Origin of the sequence: Paraburkholderia terricola, from assembly GCF_900142195.1 — a bacterium.
GTDB lineage: Bacteria > Pseudomonadota > Gammaproteobacteria > Burkholderiales > Burkholderiaceae > Paraburkholderia > Paraburkholderia terricola.
This window is the reverse complement of sequence record NZ_FRAB01000005.1, coordinates 162,994-180,086: the sequence shown is the minus strand read 5'-3', so window position 1 is coordinate 180,086 and position 17,093 is coordinate 162,994. Positions and strand designations below refer to the sequence as shown.

Sequence of the window (17,093 nt, the reverse complement as noted above, 5' to 3'; positions counted from 1 at the left end):
TGTGCTTGCCGATCGCGCGCCGGCCGGATCGTGCGTCAGCCGATCTCACCTTGGCGATGGGTTAAGGCTTCAATGGACATCTTTGGCATTCCGCTACCGGCGATGCTGAGCCAGCTGCTGCTGGGGCTCGTGAACGGCTCGTTCTATGCGATTCTCAGCCTCGGCCTGGCGGTGATCTTCGGCTTGCTCAATGTGATCAACTTCGCGCATGGCGCGTTGTTCATGCTCGGCGCGATGCTCGCGTGGATGGGCTTTTCGTATTTCGGCCTGCCATATTGGCTGATGCTGGTGCTGGCGCCGCTGATCGTCGGGCTATTCGGCGTGGCGATCGAGCGCTCGATGCTGCGCTGGCTCTACAAGCTCGACCATCTTTACGGCCTGCTGCTGACGTTCGGCCTCACGCTCGTCGTGGAAGGCGTGTTCCGCTCGATCTACGGGTCGTCGGGCCAGCCTTACGACGTGCCCTCGGCGCTCTCCGGCGCGACCAATCTCGGCTTCATGTTCCTGCCGAACTATCGTGCCTGGGTGGTGGTGGCCTCGCTCATCGTGTGCTTCGCGACGTGGTTCGTGATCGAGAAGACGCGCCTCGGCGCCTATTTGCGCGCGGGCACCGAGAACCCGAAACTGGTGGAAGCGTTCGGCATCAACGTGCCGCTGATGATCACGCTCACCTACGGCTTCGGCGTCGCGCTGGCCGCGTTCGCCGGCGTGCTCGCGGCGCCCGTGATCCAGGTCTCGCCGCTAATGGGCCAGCCGATGATCATCACCGTGTTCGCGGTGGTCGTGATCGGCGGCATGGGTTCGATCATGGGCTCGATTCTGACCGGCCTGATGCTCGGCGTGATCGAAGGGCTGACGCGCGTGTTTTACCCCGAGGCGTCGGCGACCGTCGTCTTCGTGATCATGGCGCTCGTGCTGCTGGTGCGCCCGGCGGGTCTCTTCGGCAAGGAAAAATGATGCAGAGAAAAGTGCTCTACGGCCTGCTGCTGGTCGCGCTCCTCGCGGTGCCCGTGCTCGGCATCTATCCGCTCTTCGTGATGAAGGTGATGTGTTTCGCGCTGTTCGCGGCGGCGTTCAATCTGTTGATCGGCTACACCGGCCTGCTGTCGTTCGGCCACGCGATGTTTCTCGCCTCGGCGGGCTACGTCACCGGCTATGCGATGCAGACGCTCGGCTTCTCGCCGGAGCTGGGCGTATTCGCTGGCACCGCGGCGGCGACCTTGCTCGGCCTCATCGTCGGTATCTTCGCGATTCGCCGTCAGGGCATCTACTTCGCGATGGTGACGCTGGCGCTCGCGCAGATGGTCTACTTCGTGTTCCTGCAGGCGCCCTTCACGCACGGCGAGGACGGACTGCAAGGCGTGCCGCGCGGCAAATTGTTCGGCTTGCTGGATCTGTCGTCCGACGGCACCTTGTATTTCGTCGTGTTGACCGTGATGGTGCTCGCGTTCCTGCTGATCGTGCGGATCGTGCATTCGCCGTTCGGGCAAGTGCTGGTGGCGATCAAGGAGAACGAGCCGCGCGCGGTATCGCTCGGCTATGACACCGATCGCTTCAAGCTGCTCGCGTTCATTCTGTCGGCGGGGCTCGCGGGCCTCGCGGGTTCTCTGAAGGTGCTGGTGCAAGGCTTCGAGACGCTGAGCGACGCCTACTGGACCATGTCGGGTCTCGTCGTGCTGATGACGCTCGTCGGCGGCATGGGCACGCTCTTCGGGCCGCTGCTCGGCGCGGCGCTGATCGTCGCGCTCGAGGACCGGCTCGGCGATATCGGCGGCACGCTGGCTGCCACGACGGGCATCGAATGGTTCCGCTCGCTGGGCGAGTCGGTGACCATCGTGACCGGCGTGATTTTTATCGCCTGCGTGCTGGCGTTCCGGCGCGGCATTGTCGGCGAGATCATCGCGCGGGTGCGGCCGTTGCGGGCTTGAAGCGAGGCAAAGCAAAGCACGTCGTTGCTTTGGGATCCGATATAGGCGCGTCCGTCGAAAGCGGTGACGGCAATGCTGCGGCATCGCATGCTCGTAAGGCATGGGCGACGAGCTTTGCGCAGACCCGCCCCAAATCGGTGCCGCACTGCACCACTAGGGTAATTGCTAGTTGTTGCATGCTAGGTGCTCGTTTAACCTTCATGCAGTTCTGACGCACCACGAAATTTGCAGGTGGAGAACGAGGAGACAATGAGGCACTCAGTGCCCAGACGAAAGCGCTGTTGGATTGATATCCAACAGCGCTTTTTATTTGTCTTTTCGTTTATGCGCGATTCGAATCGTCCACTCATTCGGCGATCTTTTTATTCGCCGAAGCCCTTCCTGTTTCGCCTGCGTAAAGCCCGTAAAACGCTTGAGCGTGCGGCTTTGCTCCGCTACACTCGCGATTCGCCGACCGCTGGGTCGGGGTTTAAATCCGCGGATTTAAACTCGAATGAATAACGGGGTAGATAGAGGAGCGGGATGAAGTCGGCATTGCGATGGATCAGCGCGGCATGGGTCGCCACGGGAGTTTGCGCGGCATGGAGCGGCCATGCGTTCGCAGACGTGAAAATCGGCGTAACGGTATCGGCAACGGGGCCCGCCGCATCACTCGGTATTCCGGAAAAGAACACGATTGCGCTGCTGCCCAAGGAAGTGGCGGGGCAGAAAATCGACTACATCGTGCTCGACGACGCCACGGATTCGACCCAGGCCGTCAAGAACGCGCGCAAGCTCACCAGCGAAGATCACGTGGATGCGCTCATCGGCTCGACCGTCGTGCCGAACTCGCTGGCGATGATCGACGTCGCCGCTGAAAGCACCACGCCGATGATTTCCATGGCCGCCGCGGCGAGCATCGTCGAACCGATGGATGCAAAGCGCGCGTGGGTCTTCAAGACGCCGCAAAACGACATTCTGATGGCCACCGCGATCGCGCAGCACATGGCGAATCACGGTGTGAAGACGGTCGCGTTCATCGGCTTTGCGGACGCCTATGGCGAGAGCTGGTTCAAGGAATTCGGCAAGGCTGCGGATCTCGCGAAGATCAAGGTCGTCGCTAACGAGCGCTTTGCGCGCAACGACGCGTCGGTGACCGGCCAGGTGCTGAAGATCATGTCGCAGAATCCGGACGCGGTGCTGATCGCCGGCGCGGGCACACCGGCCGCGCTGCCGCAAAAAACGCTCAGGGAGCGTGGCTACAAGGGCAAGTATTATCAGACGCATGGCGTCGCCAATAACGACTTCCTGCGCGTGTGCGGCAAGGATTGCGAGGGCACGTATCTGCCCGCCGGCCCGCTGCTCGTCGCCGAGCAATTGCCCGACTCCAACCCTGTGAAGAAAAGCTCGCTCACCTACAAGCGCGCGTATGAAGCCGCGTACGGCGCGGGCTCGGTGTCGACATTCGGCGGTCACGCGTGGGATGCGGGCTTGCTCTTGCAACGCGCGATTCCTCTCGCGTTGAAGAAGGGGCAGCCGGGCACACCCGCGTTCCGCGAGGCGCTGCGCGCGGCGCTCGAAGGCACGAAAGACGCGCCCGCCGCGCACGGCATCTTCAACATGAGCGCGCACGATCATGCCGGCCTCGACCAGCGGGCACGCGTGATGGTGGAGATCGTCGGCGGCAAGTGGAAGCTGTCCGGCGACTGAGCGAAGGCGAATCGAAACGGAGCCCACCTAAAAAAGACGCGTGCAGTTGACGCGTCTTTTTTATTGCACGCGCAACGCGAAAGGTGGGGTCGCACGGGTTCAGGACAAACCCGCATTCGGGCTGCAGTCTATTGACCGTGACCGATGCAGAACGCAATATCACTAGCATGTTAGTGGTTTGTCCGGAATAGAAATCGCAGCAGCAGTTCGCAGCAGGGGAGTGGCACGAGAGCGGCGAAGGCATTCATGCTCGGCAGGGAAAACCATGCTTGGCATGCCTGGACCCGATAACTAGATTCAGACACCCGGCCGGTGAGCCGGATTACGGATACGCGCTTCAAAGCGTTCGGAGACTTGCAATGAAAAAGACAAAGCAGTGGGTATGCACCAGCATCGCGATGGCATTGATGTGCGGCGCGGGCGCGGCCTACGCGCAGGTGAAAATCGGCGTGACGCTGTCCACCACGGGGCCGGCTGCGTCGCTGGGAATTCCTGAAAAGAATACGATCGCTCTGCTGCCGAAAGAGATCGGCGGCAAGACCGTGCAGTACATCATCCTCGATGACGCATCGGACACCGGCAAGGCCGTGCAGAACACGCGCAAGCTGATCGACGAAGACCACGTCGACGCGATCGTCGGCTCGACCGTCACGCCGAATTCGCTGGCCATGCTCGACGCGGTGGCTGAAGGCAAGACGCCGATGATCTCGCTGGCGGCCTCGGCCGCGATCATTTCGCCGATGGACGCGAAGCGCGCATGGGCCTTCAAGCCGCCGCAAAACGACAGCCTGATGGCCGATGCGATTGCCGATTACATGGAGCATCACGGCGTGAAGACGGTGGGCTTCATCGGCTTCGCGGATGCCTACGGCGATAGCTGGAACAACGTGTTTACCGCCGCGGCCAACGCGCACAATCTGAAGGTCGTTTCCAACGAGCGATTCAACCGCACGGACGCTTCAGTTACCGGCCAGGTGTTGAAGACGATGGGCGCGAATCCCGACGCGGTGCTGATCGCGGGCTCGGGCACGCCGTCGGCGCTGCCGGCCAAGACGCTCAAGGAGCGCGGCTACAAGGGCAAGGTCTATCAGACGCACGGCGTCGCGAACAACGATTTCCTGCGCGTGTGCGGCAAGGACTGCGAAGGCGAAATCCTGCCGGCTGGTCCGATCCTCGTTGCCGATCAACTGCCGGACTCGAATGCGGTGAAGAAGTCCTCGCTGGCCTATAAGGCTGCGTACGAGAAGGCCTATGGCGCAGGTTCGGTCGCGACCTTCGGCGGTCACGCATGGGACGCCGGCCAGATGCTGCAACGTGCGATTCCCGAAGCGCTGAAAACCGCGCAACCGGGCACGGAGGCATTCCGCGTGGCACTGCGCGGCGCGCTCGAAAACATCAAGGAGCTGCCGGTCTCGCACGGCATCATGAACATGACCACGACCGACCACAACGGCCTCGACAAGCGCGCACGCGTGATCGTGCAGATCGTCGACGGCAAGTGGAAGCTGCAGAACGACTAACGACAAAACGGCACGCGCCTCTCGCGCAATGTGCGGCCTGTGACGCCGCATTGCCATTCTGTTCGATGACAATGGCAACGACCGCCGCGCCGTGTTCCGGCGCGGCGGTCGCCTTTTCAGGCATGACAGCCTGACGGCCGCGGCTGCGAGTTCTGCCGCTGCCGCCACGATTGTTTCCCGGTTTCGATTTCGACGCTTCAGGACGAGGAAGATGGATCTATCAATTGCGGCGATCCTCGCGCAGGACGGCATCACCACCGGCGCGATCTACGCGCTGCTCGCGCTCGCGCTGGTGCTGGTGTTCTCCGTGACGCGGGTGATCTTCATCCCGCAGGGGGAGTTTGTTTCATACGGCGCGTTGACACTCGCCGCCTTGCAGACACAAAAATTTCCCGCCACCTGCTGGCTGCTGATGGCGATGGGCGCTGCGTGCTTCGTCGTCGAGACGGCGGGGTTGGTGCGGCATCCCGAGCGGCGCCGGCATGCGGCACGCACGCTGGTGACGCTGGTCGGCAAATACCTGCTGTTTCCGATCGCGGTATACGCGCTCACGCGCGGCGTTTTCCTTCAGCCTCTGCCGATGATCGTGCAGATCGCATTGACGCTACTGATCGTGATTCCGATGGGCCCGTTCGTCTACCGGCTCGCGTATGAGCCGATCGCGGAGGCGACCACGTTGTTGCTGCTCATCGTGGCGGTGGCGGTGCACTTCGCGATGGTCGGCCTGGGGCTCGTGATGTTCGGCGCCGAAGGCTCGCGCACCACGGCGTTTTCCGATGCGACCTTCACTGCCGGCAGCCTTTCGATCTCCGGGCAAAGCCTGTGGGTGGTGGGCACGGCGGTGGTATTGATCGGCGCGCTTTACCTGTATTTCGACCGCTCGATCTCGGGCAAGGCGTTGCGCGCCACGTCGGTGAACCGGCTCGGCGCGCGGCTCGTCGGCATCGGCACGACGCAGGCGGGACGCCTCGCGTTCACGCTCGCGGCAGGGCTCGGCGCGCTGTGCGGCATTCTCGTCGCACCGCTGACCACCATTTATTACGACTCTGGCTTCCTGATCGGTTTGAAGGGCTTCGTGGGCGCGATTATCGGCGGCCTCGTCAGCTATCCGCTGGCGGCGGCGGGCTCGATCCTGGTCGGCCTGCTGGAGTCGTATTCGTCGTTCTGGGCGAGCGCGTACAAGGAAGTGATCGTGTTCACGCTGATCATCCCGGTGCTGCTGTGGCGCAGTCTAGCCAGCCCGCACGCCGAAGAAGACGAGGAGTGACGCGATGAAACGGATCATGCAAAACAAGTTCTTCTGGCTGTTCCTGATCGTGCTGTTCGCGCTGCCGGTGCTGCCGCAGCCGATCCATGTGCCCGAGTACTGGGTGACGCTGCTCAACTACATCGGCTTGTACTCGATCGTGGCGATCGGGCTTGTCCTGCTGACCGGCATTGGTGGGATGACGAGCTTCGGGCAGGCAGCGTTCGTCGGTATCGGCGCCTACGCGACCGCCTATCTCACGACGCGGTTCGGCGTGTCGCCGTGGCTCGCGCTGATCGCCGGCGTGATCGTGACCGCCTTGATCGCGCTGATGCTAGGTCTCGTGACGATGCGCCTCTCCGGTCACTTTCTGCCGCTCGGCACGATCGCATGGGGACTCGCGCTGTTCTATCTGTTCGGCAATCTTGAAATGCTCGGCAAGTACGACGGCATCAACGGGATTCCGGTGCTAAATGTTTTTGGCATCAACCTGGAATCGGGGCGCCATATCTATTACCTGATCTGGCTGGTGGTGCTCGGCGCGGTAGTGTCTGTTCAAAATCTGCTTAATAGCCGGCCCGGCCGAGCGATCCGCGCGCTACGCGGCGGCGGCATGATGGCCGAAGCCATGGGCGTGAATACAGGCTGGATGCGCGTGGTGATTTTCGTCTATGCCGCTGTGCTGGCGTCGATTTCGGGCTTTCTCTACGCCCACCTTCAACGTGCGGTGAATCCCACGCCGTTCGGCTTGAATCACGGCATCGAGTTTCTGTTCATGGCGGTGGTGGGGGGCGTGTCGCATGTTTGGGGCGCGGTGCTCGGCGCGGCGATCCTGACCGTGTTGCAAGACTATCTTCAAACGCTGCTGCCCAGGTTGCTCGGGGAGAACGGGAACTTCGAAGTAATCGTATTCGGCATCTTGATGGTGCTGTTGTTGCAATACGCCCGCCAAGGCGTATGGCCGTTCGTCGCACGTTTCTTCCCGCGCGGGCCACGCGCGCATCTGCCGGATCACGCTGAGCCCTTGCCGCAGCGCAGCAAGCCGGTCGAGGGAGAAAGTCTGCTGACGGTGAATAAGGCGCGTAAGCAGTTCGGCGGGCTCGTGGCGGTGAACGACGTCAGCTTCGAGGTGAAAGCAGGGCAGATCATCGGCCTGATCGGTCCGAACGGCGCGGGCAAGTCGACCACGTTCAATCTGGTTACCGGCGTGTTGCAAGCGACCAGTGGAGAGATTACTTTCCGCGGCGAACGCATTGATTCACTGAATTCACGTGAAATCGTCAAGCGCGGAATCGGCCGCACGTTTCAGCACGTCAAACTCTTGCCGGGCATGACCGTGCTCGAGAACGTGGCGATTGGCGCGCATCTGCGTGGACAGGCCGGCGTATGGCGTAGCATCGCCCGCCTGAACAGCGCGGAAGAAGCGCGGCTGATGGCTGAAGCCGCGCGCCAGATTCGCCGCGTCGGACTCGAGCAGCACATGTACGACGAGGCCGGCAGTCTGGCGTTGGGCCAGCAGCGGATTCTCGAAATCGCCCGTGCGCTGTGCTGCGATCCGACCTTGCTGCTGCTGGATGAGCCGGCGGCAGGTCTGCGATATCAGGAGAAGCTGCAACTGGCTGATCTGTTGCGCCGACTCAAGGCTGAAGGCATGAGCGTGCTGCTGGTCGAACACGACATGGATTTCGTGATGAATCTCACCGATCGGCTGGTGGTGATGGAGTTCGGCACGCGTATCGCGGAAGGTTTGCCGCTGGAGGTACAGCAGGACCCGGCGGTACTCGAAGCGTATCTCGGCGGGGTGGAATGATGGAGAGCATGATGAATGCCGCTGCACCGATTCTCGACGTGACCGGTTTGTCGGTCCGGTATGGCAAGGTTGAGGCACTGCACGGCGCGGCGATCAAAGTGGGGGCTGGACAGATCGTCTCGGTGATTGGGCCGAACGGCGCGGGCAAGTCTACGTTGCTGAATGCAATCATGGGCGCGTTGCCGACCACGGGCCATGCGAAGGGCACCATTCTGTATCAGGGCGAAGACGTCAGCGCGGTGCCGGTTGAAAAGCGGGTCGCGCGCGGCATGTGTCTCGTGCCAGAAAAGCGTGAGCTGTTTGCGTCGATGACGGTCGAGGACAACCTCGTGCTCGGGGCTTATCGACGCAAGCGCGCGGGTGAGCGTAACTTCCTCGACCAGTTGGAGCCGGTCTTTACGCTGTTTCCTCGGCTGAAGGAACGCCGCAAGCAGGCGGCAGGGACGTTGTCCGGGGGCGAGCGGCAAATGCTCGCGGTAGGACGAGCGCTGATGGGGAAGCCCGATCTACTGATGTTGGACGAGCCGAGTTTAGGTCTCGCGCCGTTGATCGTGAAAGAGATTTTTCACATCATTAGCGCGCTGCGCCAGACGGGCGTCGCCACACTGTTGATCGAACAGAACGCCCGGGCAGCGCTGCAAATCTCCGATTATGGCTATGTGCTTGAAACGGGCGAGCTGGCGCTCGAAGGTCCGGCGGCTGATCTTGCGCAGAATCCGCGGGTGATCGAGACCTATCTGGGGCTGGCTAAGAAAGTGGCTTAGCGTCGGTCGCATCATCGTTTTCTCGCTGTTCGAAGCGGCGTGTTTCACGTGAAACATGCCGCTTTTTTATTGATTGGCCGTTCGGACGAAATTCGGGCCTAAACCGAACCCGTTATAATTCGTCGATACATTTCCTTTAAAGGCTCACGCGACGATCTGGCGTGAGATCCGCCATGCTTTTTCCCACAGAATTTGACGTAATCGTCGTCGGAGGTGGTCATGCCGGCACCGAGGCTGCATTGGCTTCGGCGCGCATGGGCAATACGACGCTGCTGCTGACGCACAACATCGAGACCCTCGGACAGATGAGTTGCAATCCGTCGATTGGCGGCATCGGCAAGGGCCATCTCGTGAAGGAAGTCGATGCGCTAGGCGGTGCAATGGCGGCCGCGACGGACGAGGGCGGCATCCAGTTCCGCATCCTCAATTCGTCGAAGGGGCCGGCCGTTCGCGCGACGCGCGCTCAGGCAGACCGTCTGCTCTATAAGCAGGCAATCCGGCATCGCCTGGAGAATCAGCCGAACTTATGGCTATTCCAGCAAGCCGTCGACGATTTGATGGTCGAGGGCGACCGAGTAGTCGGCGCGGTTACGCAGGTGGGCATTCGTTTTCGCTCGCGCGCAGTGGTCTTGACGGCCGGGACGTTCCTCGACGGCAAGATTCATGTCGGGTTAAACAACTATACCGGCGGCCGTGCCGGTGACCCCGCTGCGGTGTCCTTGTCCGCGCGACTCAAGGAATTGAAGCTGCCGCAAGGCCGGCTCAAGACCGGGACGCCGCCGCGCATCGACGGACGCACGATCGATTTTTCCAAGCTCGAAGAACAGCCGGGCGACCTGGATCCGGTGCCCGTGTTCTCGTTTCTCGGGCGCGTTGAGCAGCATCCGCGGCAAGTGCCGTGCTGGGTCACGCACACCAATGAGCGTACGCACGACATCATCCGCGGCGGGCTCGACCGCTCGCCCATGTACACGGGCGTCATCGAGGGAGTGGGGCCGCGCTATTGCCCATCCATCGAGGACAAGATCCATCGCTTCGCGACGAAGGAATCGCACCAGATTTTCCTTGAACCAGAAGGGCTGACGACGAACGAGTTCTATCCGAACGGCATTTCCACGAGCCTTCCGTTCGACGTACAACTGGAACTGGTGCGGTCGATGCGCGGTTTGGAGCACGCGCATATCCTGCGGCCAGGCTACGCGATCGAATATGACTATTTCGACCCGCGAGGACTCAAGGCCTCGCTGGAAACGAAAGTGATCGACGGGTTGTTCTTTGCGGGTCAAATCAACGGCACGACCGGCTACGAGGAAGCTGCCGCGCAAGGTTTGCTCGCGGGCATCAACGCCGGATTGCACGTGCAGGGCAAGGAAGCCTGGTGTCCTCGCCGCGACCAGGCGTATCTCGGCGTGTTGGTCGACGATCTCGTGACCCGTGGCGTCTCCGAGCCGTACCGGATGTTCACGAGCCGCGCGGAATATCGTCTGAGTTTGCGTGAAGACAACGCCGATATGCGCCTGACTGAAATCGGGCGCGAGCTCGGCGTCGTCGACGATATCCGGTGGAGCGCATTCAGCGGTAAGCGCGACGCGGTTTCACGTGAAACAGAGCGGCTCCGCACAACGTGGGTCAATCCTAAGACGTTACCTGCGGAGGAAGCGACGGCATTGCTCGGCAAGCCGATCGATCACGAGTACAGCTTGGCCGATCTACTGCGTCGCCCGGGGATCAGCTACGACGGCGTTTGCGCTTTGCGCACAGGCACATGCGCAGCGCCCGACCTATTGGCCGAAGACGACGTGCTGCGCGCTCAGATCAAGGAACAGATCGAGATCGGCATTAAGTATCAGGGCTATATCGACCGCCAGGCCGGTGAAATCGAGCGCAATGAGGCGCACGAAAGCACGAGGTTGCCGGACGGCCTGGATTACGCCGAAGTCCGCGGGCTGTCGTTCGAGGCGCGCCAGAAGCTGACGCAGTTCCGCCCCGAGACCATTGGACAGGCGTCGCGCATTTCGGGCATCACGCCGGCGGCGATCTCGTTGCTGATGGTGCATTTGAAGCGCGGTTTGGGACGCCGTCCGGCGAAACCGGCTGCGCCTGACACCGACGCTACGCCGGTGACGCAATGACCGTGAGCCAGAAGGGAGGCGGTAGGGAAGCGTTGGCGCCGTTGCTGACGGATGGTGCGCGCGAACTCGGCCTCGATCTGAGCGACGCCCAACTCGGCAAGCTGCTCGATTACGTCGCCTTGCTGTCGAAGTGGAACGCCGTCTACAACCTGACGGCGATTCGTGATCCGCGGCAAATGCTGATTCAGCACATTCTGGATTCGCTCTCGATCGTGCCGCACCTGGCGCCGCGCGGTCCGTCCTCGGCGCTCGACGTGGGTTCCGGCGGTGGTCTGCCGGGTATCGTGCTGGCGATAGTTTTGCCTGAATGGACCGTCACTGTGAATGACATCGTTCATAAGAAGACGGCTTTTCAGGCTCAGGCCAAGGCCGAACTCGGCTTGGCGAATCTCTCGGTGGTGACTGGCCGCGTGGAAACACTGCGGCCGGGCGCCGAAGTTCCGGCGAAGTTCGACGTAATCGTCTCGCGCGCATTCGCAGAGCTCACGGATTTCGTTACACTGGCCCGTCATCTGGTTGCCGAGCACGGTGCAATCTGGGCGATGAAAGGGCAGCGTCCCGACGATGAGATCGAACGCTTGCCGGCGGGCGCCCACGTGGAACAGATCATTCGGCTGAATGTGCCGGCGCTGGACGCCGAACGGCATCTGATCAAGGTTGTCGTGGACGCCGGGAACTGACGACCGCCGCTAGCCTCACGCGTCCGATACCAATAGCGCTTTTTATTTCATCCAGGCAGCAAAAGGGACACTCCAACGATGGCAAAAATCTTCTGCGTTGCGAACCAGAAAGGCGGCGTCGGCAAGACGACGACCGCAGTCAATCTGGCCGCGAGCCTGGCAGCGCAGGAACAGCGAGTCCTTCTCATCGATCTGGACCCGCAAGGCAACGCCACGATGGGCAGCGGCATCGACAAGGGCGCGTGTGCGAACACCGTCTACGAGGTGCTCGTGGATGGCGTGGCGGTGAGCGACGCGCGAGTGCGGCCGGAAGCCGTCGACTATGACGTACTGCCCGCGAACCGCGAACTGGCCGGAGCGGAGGTCGAGCTGGTCAGCGTCCAGAACCGCGAGCGTCAACTGAAGCTCGCGCTTGCCGCGGTCGAGAGCGAATATGATTTCGTGCTGATCGATTGTCCGCCGGCTTTGTCGCTGCTCACGCTCAACGGGCTGTGCGCCGCACACGGCGTCGTCATTCCAATGCAATGCGAGTACTTCGCGCTCGAAGGTTTGTCGGATCTGGTCAACACGATCAAGCAGGTACACGCCAATCTGAACCGTGACCTGAAGGTGATCGGCCTGCTGCGCGTGATGTTCGATCCGCGCATCACTTTGCAACAGCAGGTTTCGGATCAACTGAAAGAGCATTTCGGCGACAAGGTATTCGATGTGGTGATCCCGCGCAATGTTCGTCTCGCCGAGGCGCCCAGCTATGGATTGCCGGGCGTCGTATTCGACAAGGCGTCGCGCGGCGCGCAGGCGTATGTGCAGTTCGGCGCGGAAATGATTGAGCGGGTGCGGGCACTGAATAACGCGCCCCAGGCGTCCTAAGGGATCGAGGAAGCACGATGAATGCAGTAGCAAGAAAGAAGGGGCTGGGCCGCGGGCTGGAAGCGCTGCTTGGCGGCAGTGCGGACATTACAGAGGCCGTGACGATCGAAGGTGCGCCGCACGTGCTGCCGCTCAGCAAGTTGCAGGCGGGTAAGTATCAGCCGCGCACGCGCATGGACGAGGGCGCATTGCAGGAGCTCGCGGCCAGCATCCGTGCCCAGGGGCTGATGCAGCCGATCCTGGTGCGCCCCGTATCGGCGGACAAGTACGAGATCATCGCCGGGGAGCGTCGTTTCCGTGCGGCGCGCCTTGCGGGCCTCGACGAAGTGCCTGTGCTGGTGAAGGACGTGCCTGACCAGGCCGCTGCGGCGATGGCGCTGATCGAGAACATTCAGCGCGAGGATCTGAATCCGCTCGAAGAAGCGCAGGGCATTCAGCGCTTGCTCGATGAGTTCAACTTTACGCACGAGCAGGCGGCGGAGTCGGTCGGTCGGTCGCGTAGTGCGGTGTCAAACCTGCTGCGCCTGCTCAACCTCGCAACGCCGGTGCAGACCATGTTGTTGGCCGGCGACCTCGACATGGGGCATGCTCGCGCATTACTGGCTGTCGACGCCGCGACGCAGATCACGCTCGCCAATCAGGTCGTCAATAAGCGCATGTCGGTGCGCGAAACCGAAAAGCTGGTGACGTCGACCACCAAAGCGGCGCCGGCGGTCAAGGCGCGCGCTAATCCCGATGGCGGCCGCGATACGCGGCGACTCGAAGAGGAACTGTCGGACCTGCTCGCGGCAACGGTAAAGATCAAGCTCGGCCGACGTGGTCGAGGGCAGGTGCTGGTGGATTTCGGTGACCTTGACGCACTGGAAGGCATTCTTATCCGCTTGCGTGGTAATGCCACGGCGTAAGCAGGGTGACGTGCGCTGAATCTGAGTATCGAACGATGTTGACGGATCTGGAGTGCGACTGCGGGATCGGCTGGATTCCTAATTGATTCGGCGCCCGATGTTCGGAATCGTTGAACTGTGAGAAATGTGCGCGTCTATACCTTCACCGCGACGACTTCTCAGATGTCCACCCAAGGCGACGAAAATCACTGCCTGTTGCATTTCAGAGACGTCTGTCGCCGCGCCTGCGCCGCCTGTCGATGAGTGCAGGCGCGCCGGATTCAATGCGTATATTTGATTGTCCCCCAAGCCGCCTTACATTCACCGTATTTTCATGCATCGGAAGGTGGTTCCCGCATCGTGAGCAGCGTTTTCATACCGGTTATTGAACGGCCTAAAGTCTTGAATTGCCTGCAACTATCGCTTACAATCGCCCGGATTTAATTGCACGGCAACCCCGTAAGCGCAGCGAAAGCTCGCGGGCTGGAACAAGACTTTCGGAACACTGCGATGGCGGTCAAAGCGTCGAATCAAGCGCCGAAGAATGGGCACGACGAACACCGCGCTGAACGCGCCGCTTCCGATGCGTCCACCGGTCCGCACGTTGCACCTGACGACGCGTGGGATGTCGAGCAACAAGATAACAATATCGTTCCGCTCACGCGGGCCGAGGCTGAGAAGCTGTTTGGTCCCAATGTGAGTCGTCCGTCGCGCGTTACGCCGTTTAAGGTTGTGGCAGCGCAAATGGTTTTGTCCCTGGTTGCTACGCTGGTGTGGTGGCTGTTTTACAAGCCGCCGGGCGCTGCTGCGCTGTCCGCGTTCCTGGGAGGAGCGATCTGCTGGTTGCCGGGCGCGTTGTTCGCGGCACGACTGAGAACGTTGAGCGGCGCGGAAACAGTGATGAGCTGGATGATCGGCGAAGCGCTCAAGATGGGGACAACGATCGCGATGTTTGTGGCCATCGCCTTCTGGTATCACGACGTACGCTGGGTGCCGCTGCTCGTGACCTACCTCATCGCGCTCAAGACGTACTGGATCGCCCTCGCCTGGCGCTAGTTCGCGGCAACAAGGTAGCAGCAAAAAATTCAGGCCGGCGCGCAGCGCTGGTAAGGCGTGCGGATACGGTACGATCCGCACCCGGCGCGTTTCCGCAAGAGAGCATCGCCGCGGGAACGGCCTAAGACGATTTTCGACAATTTGGGTGGCTTTAACGATATGGCAGCTAGCGAAGGCACGCGCGCAATGGATCCGTCCGAGTACATCGCGCACCACTTGCAGAACTTTTCCACCGGACACCAGACGTCGATTTTCGACATCCACGTGTGGAATCTGGACACCCTTTTCTGGTCGATCGTTTGCGGTCTGGCCACCATCTTGATTCTGCATTTCGCTGCCCGCAAGGCGACGTCCGGCGTGCCGGGCCGATTCCAGTGCGCAGTTGAAATGCTGGTCGAAATGGTCGAGGATCAATCGAAGTCGATGATCCACGGCACGCGCACCTTCATCGCGCCGCTGGCGTTGACCGTGTTCGTGTGGGTCGCGCTGATGAACGCCCTCGACTTTATCCCTGTCGACCTGCCGGGCCACGTGATCGACTGGCTGGGCCTCTCCGGCGTCATCTCGCATCACCGCATCGTGCCGACCGCCGATCTGAACGGTACGCTCGGCATCGCCCTCGGTGTCTTCGCGCTGATGATTTACTACAACTTCAAGATCAAGGGCGCCGGCGGCTTCGTGCACGAACTGCTGTCCGCCCCGTTCGGCGCGCATCCGCTGCTGTGGATCCCGAACCTTGCACTGAACATCATCGAGTTCGTCGCGAAGACGGTCTCGCTCGGCATGCGGCTGTTCGGCAACATGTACGCGGGCGAACTGTTGTTCCTGCTGATTGCCCTGCTCGGCAGCATCTGGAGCTTCGGCGCGGACACGACGGTGCTTGGCTTCATCGGCCACGTGATCGCCGGCAGCGTGTGGGCCATCTTCCACATCCTGATCGTGCTGCTGCAGGCGTTCATTTTCATGATGCTGACGCTGGTGTACATCGGCCAGGCACACGACACGCACTAACCCGCGCTGTCGACCAAAGAATCGCAGTTTTCAAATCCAGTTCCAACCAGTTCTAAAAGACTTTTCACAAAGGAGTGATCATGCAAGCTTTCATCGCCAACATCCAGGGTCTGACCGCCATCGGTATCGGCATCATCATCGGCCTGGGTGCAATCGGCGCCTGTATCGGTATCGGCCTGATGGGCGGCAAGTACATCGAAGCATGTGCACGCCAGCCGGAACTGATGAACCCGCTGCAAACCAAGATGTTCCTGCTGGCTGGTCTGATCGATGCGGCGTTCCTGATTGGCGTTGGTGTGGCAATGCTGTTTGCGTTCGCGAACCCGCTGCTGTCGAAGCTGGCAGGCTAAGGTTCCTCGGAAGTTTGCGCCTGAGCTATAACTGGTGAAGGCGCAGGGCGGAACGGGCACTTGGGCGCTGATCGAAGACAGAATCGATGAGCGCCTTGCCGTTTCACTTTTCCGAACTAGCAACGTTTAAGGAAACACCGTGAATCTCAACGCAACCCTGTTTGCGCAAATGGTCGTGTTCCTGATCCTCGCGTGGTTCACGATGAAGTTCGTGTGGCCGCCGCTGATCAATGCCCTCGACGAGCGCTCAAAGAAGATTGCTGACGGTTTGTCTGCCGCTGAAAAGGGCAAGGCTGAACTCGAAGCCGCTCACAAGCGCGTCGACCAGGAACTGGCTCAGGCACGCAACGACGGTCAGCAACGTATTGCTGACGCAGAAAAGCGCGCTGTGGCAGTCGCTGACGAAATCAAGACGCAAGCACAAGCCGAAGCAGCCCGCATCATCGCGCAAGCGAAGGCCGACGCGGAACAGCAAGTCGTCAAGGCGCGCGAAACGCTGCGCGGTGAAGTCGCCGCATTGGCTGTGAAGGGCGCTGAACAGATCCTGAAGCGTGAAGTCGACCAGGCAGCTCACGCTGACCTGCTGAATCAACTGAAAGCCGAGCTCTGATCATGGCCGAACTTGCAACCATCGCCCGTCCGTACGCAGAAGCGCTGTTTGGCGTGGCCGAAGCTGGTGACATCGCCGCCTGGTCCACGCTCGTGCAGGAGCTGGCACAGGTTGCGCGTCTGCCCGAAGTGCTGTCGATCGCCTCGAGCCCGAAAGTGAGCCGCGCCCAGGTCAGCGAACTGCTGCTGGCCGCGGTCAAGTCGCCGCTCAAGGACAACGCGCAAGCGAAGAACCTGGTGCAAATGCTGGTCGATAACCATCGCTTGCAATTGCTGCCGGAAATCGCCGTGCAGTTCGAAGAGTTGAAGAACGCCCGCGAAGGGGCGGCAGATGTGCTGATCGTCAGCGCATTCCCGCTCGAAGGCGCGCAGTTGAACGACCTCGTCGCAAGTCTCGAACGCAAGTTCAAGCGCAAGCTGAAGCCGACGGTCGAAGTCGACTCGTCGCTGATTGGCGGCGTGCGCGTGACGGTTGGCGACGAAGTGCTCGATACCTCGGTCCGCGCGCGGCTTGCCAGCATGCAAACGGCTCTGACGGCCTGAA

16 protein-coding genes are annotated in these 17,093 nt (G+C 61.3%); all 16 read left to right on the top strand.

Annotated elements, in window-relative coordinates:
* Window positions 1-72 precede the first annotated feature (72 nt).
* Window positions 73-957: a branched-chain amino acid ABC transporter permease gene (locus BUE39_RS06660; RefSeq protein WP_073427854.1), complete on the top strand. Its 885-nt coding sequence runs from the start codon at window positions 73-75 to the stop codon at window positions 955-957.
* Window positions 957-1,928, top strand: a complete 972-nt coding sequence (locus tag BUE39_RS06655) for a branched-chain amino acid ABC transporter permease (protein WP_073427853.1) — start codon at window positions 957-959, stop codon at window positions 1,926-1,928. The genes BUE39_RS06660 and BUE39_RS06655 overlap by 1 nt, the downstream gene beginning before the upstream one ends.
* A 522-nt stretch (window positions 1,929-2,450) precedes the next feature.
* A complete protein-coding gene (locus BUE39_RS06650) occupies window positions 2,451-3,617 on the top strand; it encodes an ABC transporter substrate-binding protein (RefSeq protein ID WP_073427852.1) in 1,167 nt (388 codons plus the stop codon).
* A 359-nt stretch (window positions 3,618-3,976) separates the two neighbouring features.
* The gene (locus BUE39_RS06645) at window positions 3,977-5,137 is read left to right on the top strand and encodes an ABC transporter substrate-binding protein (RefSeq protein ID WP_073427851.1); all 1,161 of its coding nucleotides are present in this window, start codon (window positions 3,977-3,979) and stop codon (window positions 5,135-5,137) included.
* A 211-nt stretch (window positions 5,138-5,348) separates the two neighbouring features.
* Window positions 5,349-6,404: a branched-chain amino acid ABC transporter permease gene (locus BUE39_RS06635; RefSeq protein ID WP_073427849.1), complete on the top strand. Its 1,056-nt coding sequence runs from the start codon at window positions 5,349-5,351 to the stop codon at window positions 6,402-6,404.
* Between the two features lie 4 nt (window positions 6,405-6,408).
* The gene (locus tag BUE39_RS06630) at window positions 6,409-8,193 is read left to right on the top strand and encodes a branched-chain amino acid ABC transporter ATP-binding protein/permease (protein WP_073427848.1); all 1,785 of its coding nucleotides are present in this window, start codon (window positions 6,409-6,411) and stop codon (window positions 8,191-8,193) included.
* Between the two features lie 11 nt (window positions 8,194-8,204).
* The gene (locus BUE39_RS06625) at window positions 8,205-8,957 is read left to right on the top strand and encodes an ABC transporter ATP-binding protein (RefSeq protein ID WP_176035758.1); all 753 of its coding nucleotides are present in this window, start codon (window positions 8,205-8,207) and stop codon (window positions 8,955-8,957) included.
* Between the two features lie 173 nt (window positions 8,958-9,130).
* The gene (mnmG, locus tag BUE39_RS06620) at window positions 9,131-11,089 is read left to right on the top strand and encodes a tRNA uridine-5-carboxymethylaminomethyl(34) synthesis enzyme MnmG (RefSeq protein ID WP_073427847.1); all 1,959 of its coding nucleotides are present in this window, start codon (window positions 9,131-9,133) and stop codon (window positions 11,087-11,089) included.
* Window positions 11,086-11,769, top strand: a complete 684-nt coding sequence (rsmG, locus tag BUE39_RS06615) for a 16S rRNA (guanine(527)-N(7))-methyltransferase RsmG (protein ID WP_073427846.1) — start codon at window positions 11,086-11,088, stop codon at window positions 11,767-11,769. Before mnmG ends, rsmG begins: the two co-directional genes overlap by 4 nt.
* Before the next feature lie 78 nt (window positions 11,770-11,847).
* Window positions 11,848-12,639 carry a ParA family protein gene (locus BUE39_RS06610; protein ID WP_073427845.1) on the top strand — a complete coding sequence of 264 codons (792 nt, stop codon included), beginning with the start codon at window positions 11,848-11,850 and terminating at the stop codon, window positions 12,637-12,639.
* A gap of 17 nt (window positions 12,640-12,656) precedes the next feature.
* Window positions 12,657-13,544 carry a ParB/RepB/Spo0J family partition protein gene (locus tag BUE39_RS06605; protein ID WP_073427844.1) on the top strand — a complete coding sequence of 296 codons (888 nt, stop codon included), beginning with the start codon at window positions 12,657-12,659 and terminating at the stop codon, window positions 13,542-13,544.
* A gap of 489 nt (window positions 13,545-14,033) precedes the next feature.
* Window positions 14,034-14,579, top strand: coding sequence for an ATP synthase subunit I (locus BUE39_RS06600; RefSeq protein ID WP_073427843.1), 546 nt, complete (start codon window positions 14,034-14,036; stop codon window positions 14,577-14,579).
* A gap of 159 nt (window positions 14,580-14,738) precedes the next feature.
* The gene (gene atpB, locus BUE39_RS06595; protein WP_073427842.1) at window positions 14,739-15,590 is read left to right on the top strand and encodes a F0F1 ATP synthase subunit A; all 852 of its coding nucleotides are present in this window, start codon (window positions 14,739-14,741) and stop codon (window positions 15,588-15,590) included.
* An 80-nt stretch (window positions 15,591-15,670) separates the two neighbouring features.
* A complete protein-coding gene (atpE, locus tag BUE39_RS06590; protein WP_007180033.1) occupies window positions 15,671-15,940 on the top strand; it encodes a F0F1 ATP synthase subunit C in 270 nt (89 codons plus the stop codon).
* 139 nt (window positions 15,941-16,079) lie between these two features.
* Window positions 16,080-16,550 carry a F0F1 ATP synthase subunit B gene (locus BUE39_RS06585; protein ID WP_073427841.1) on the top strand — a complete coding sequence of 157 codons (471 nt, stop codon included), beginning with the start codon at window positions 16,080-16,082 and terminating at the stop codon, window positions 16,548-16,550.
* Between the two features lie 2 nt (window positions 16,551-16,552).
* Entirely contained in the window at window positions 16,553-17,092 is a 540-nt protein-coding gene (locus tag BUE39_RS06580; RefSeq protein WP_073427840.1) for a F0F1 ATP synthase subunit delta, read from the top strand.
* The last annotated feature ends 1 nt before the right edge of the window (window position 17,093 follow it).